The organism is Prevotellamassilia timonensis (assembly GCF_021531665.1).
Classification (GTDB): Bacteria; Bacteroidota; Bacteroidia; order Bacteroidales; family Bacteroidaceae; genus Alloprevotella.
In genome coordinates, this window is sequence record NZ_JADYUH010000110.1 from 1 (window position 1) to 1,238 (window position 1,238).

Genomic DNA, 1,238 nt, shown 5'->3' on the forward strand with positions numbered 1-1,238 from the left:
AGTTGGGATATATTTCTTGTACGCTCCAGATGATGGAGTTTTGGAGTCTTTCGTCCATGACTCTGAAGGGGGCATCTTCTCCTTTGCGGCGCGCCTCGGGTGCGAAGTTCGTGGCGTTGCAGCGCACTTCCCACTGTGCCTCAATCACTTCCTTCACCTGACTCGGGCGTACGTAGAAATCTGCCGTTCTTCCGGTTTTTTTCTTTGAAACGTCTTGTGCCTGATGGGCTTTTGGGGAACGAGGGGCTTTTGGGGATTGAGCGACAGCCTGTGCTGCCTGCGCTGCCTGCGGTTCTTGTGTTTCTTTCGCTGCCTGCATTTCTTGTACATTCTGCACATGAGACGCCGGAGGAGTGGCGAAGAAGTCGGGGGTCTGCCACTCGTATTTCTTTCTCATCGGGAGGGGACCCTTCGCCATCAACGCGAAGAGGTCCCCAAGATTTGCGAAGATGTCCTTGACTAATCTTTTCGCCAAAAGGATCTTCAAACTTTTGCTCATTACTTTGAAATTTAAATGATTAATATATGAATTATTTTGGTTCGAAGCAGTGTGTTCGCGGGGTTCGGAAAGCGTTCGGAAACCGTCCGAGAAGGCGTTCAGAAAGGCGTTCGGAAAGGCGTTCGGAAAAGGTAATACCTCACCCTGTCTTGACCGAAGCGTCAAGATGAATCCCATTGCGTTGCTAACCTATTACAGTAGTGGTTCTTACTGGCCAAATCCGTTTGCAAATATACGTTCCGAAAAAGGCGAATGCAAGTTTTTTGCCCACTATTTTCTTTTGCCCATTTGTCAAGAAGTCTTAAATTACTATCATCATAACGACAAAAACCGCACAACTTGAAAAAGTAAGTAGGATTCGCGCGCAAACGCGCGTTTTCGCCTTTCCGACCTATACGGTTTTCAAGGGGGTCATACACTCTCGGCAAATCCTACACAAGACGGGTTTTAAATTTGATTATCAGCGGTGTTAGGTGTGTAGGGTTTGGTCGGTAAATCCTACATAAAACCTTACATGATGTAGGGTTTCGTGGCAGAGTATGTAGGGTCAGTTTCGGGCGGCGTGTGGAGTGTAGGGTCGGCGGGGAAGTGAGAAAAATAATGGGCAAATTTTTCGCCTAACGCTTTGAGTATTAGCGGCTTCCCTTGACTCAAAATTTTGAGTCAAAAGTGTCTTTTCCTTAAGTCTTTGGTTTTTAGGTAGTTGGCGGGTTTTGCGGGATGAACATTAAAAAAACTT

Annotated in this window: 1 protein-coding gene; it reads right to left on the reverse strand. The window is 46.8% G+C overall.

Annotated features, from left to right (window positions below; all coding sequences use genetic code 11):
* Positions 1–499, reverse strand: a 499-nt coding sequence (locus I6E40_RS10565) for a hypothetical protein (RefSeq protein ID WP_235387220.1), incomplete at its 3' end; no start/stop codon positions are given.
* Positions 500–1,238: the final 739 nt, after the last annotated feature.